General features: G+C 43.0%; 1 protein-coding gene. It reads left to right on the forward strand.

What is annotated here, in order from left to right; all coding sequences use genetic code 11:
• Positions 1 to 21 precede the first annotated feature (21 nt).
• A partial coding sequence (locus tag ACSV5T_RS10050; RefSeq protein ID WP_438321035.1) for a sensor histidine kinase occupies positions 22 to 256 on the forward strand: 235 nt, incomplete at its 3' end.

The raw sequence follows: 256 nt of genomic DNA on the forward strand, positions 1-256 counted from the left end.
CTGATCAACGAGATTTTAGACATGTCCAAGATTGAATCCGGCTATATGCGAGCGGTGAAGCAAACCTTCTCTCTACCGGTAATGCTGCGTGAGATTTACCGTATGTTTGATATGATCGCACAACAAAAAGGTGTCGCGTGGACCGTCGAGATGGAGCAACAAGTTCCCGAACACATCATGAGTAATTTGACGAAAGTCAAGCAAATTTTGATTAACCTAATTCAAAATGCGTTGAAGTTTACTGAACAAGGGAGGG

The sequence above is a fragment of the Veillonella sp. ZSJB6 genome (assembly GCF_051549505.1).
GTDB lineage: Bacteria > Bacillota > Negativicutes > Veillonellales > Veillonellaceae > Veillonella.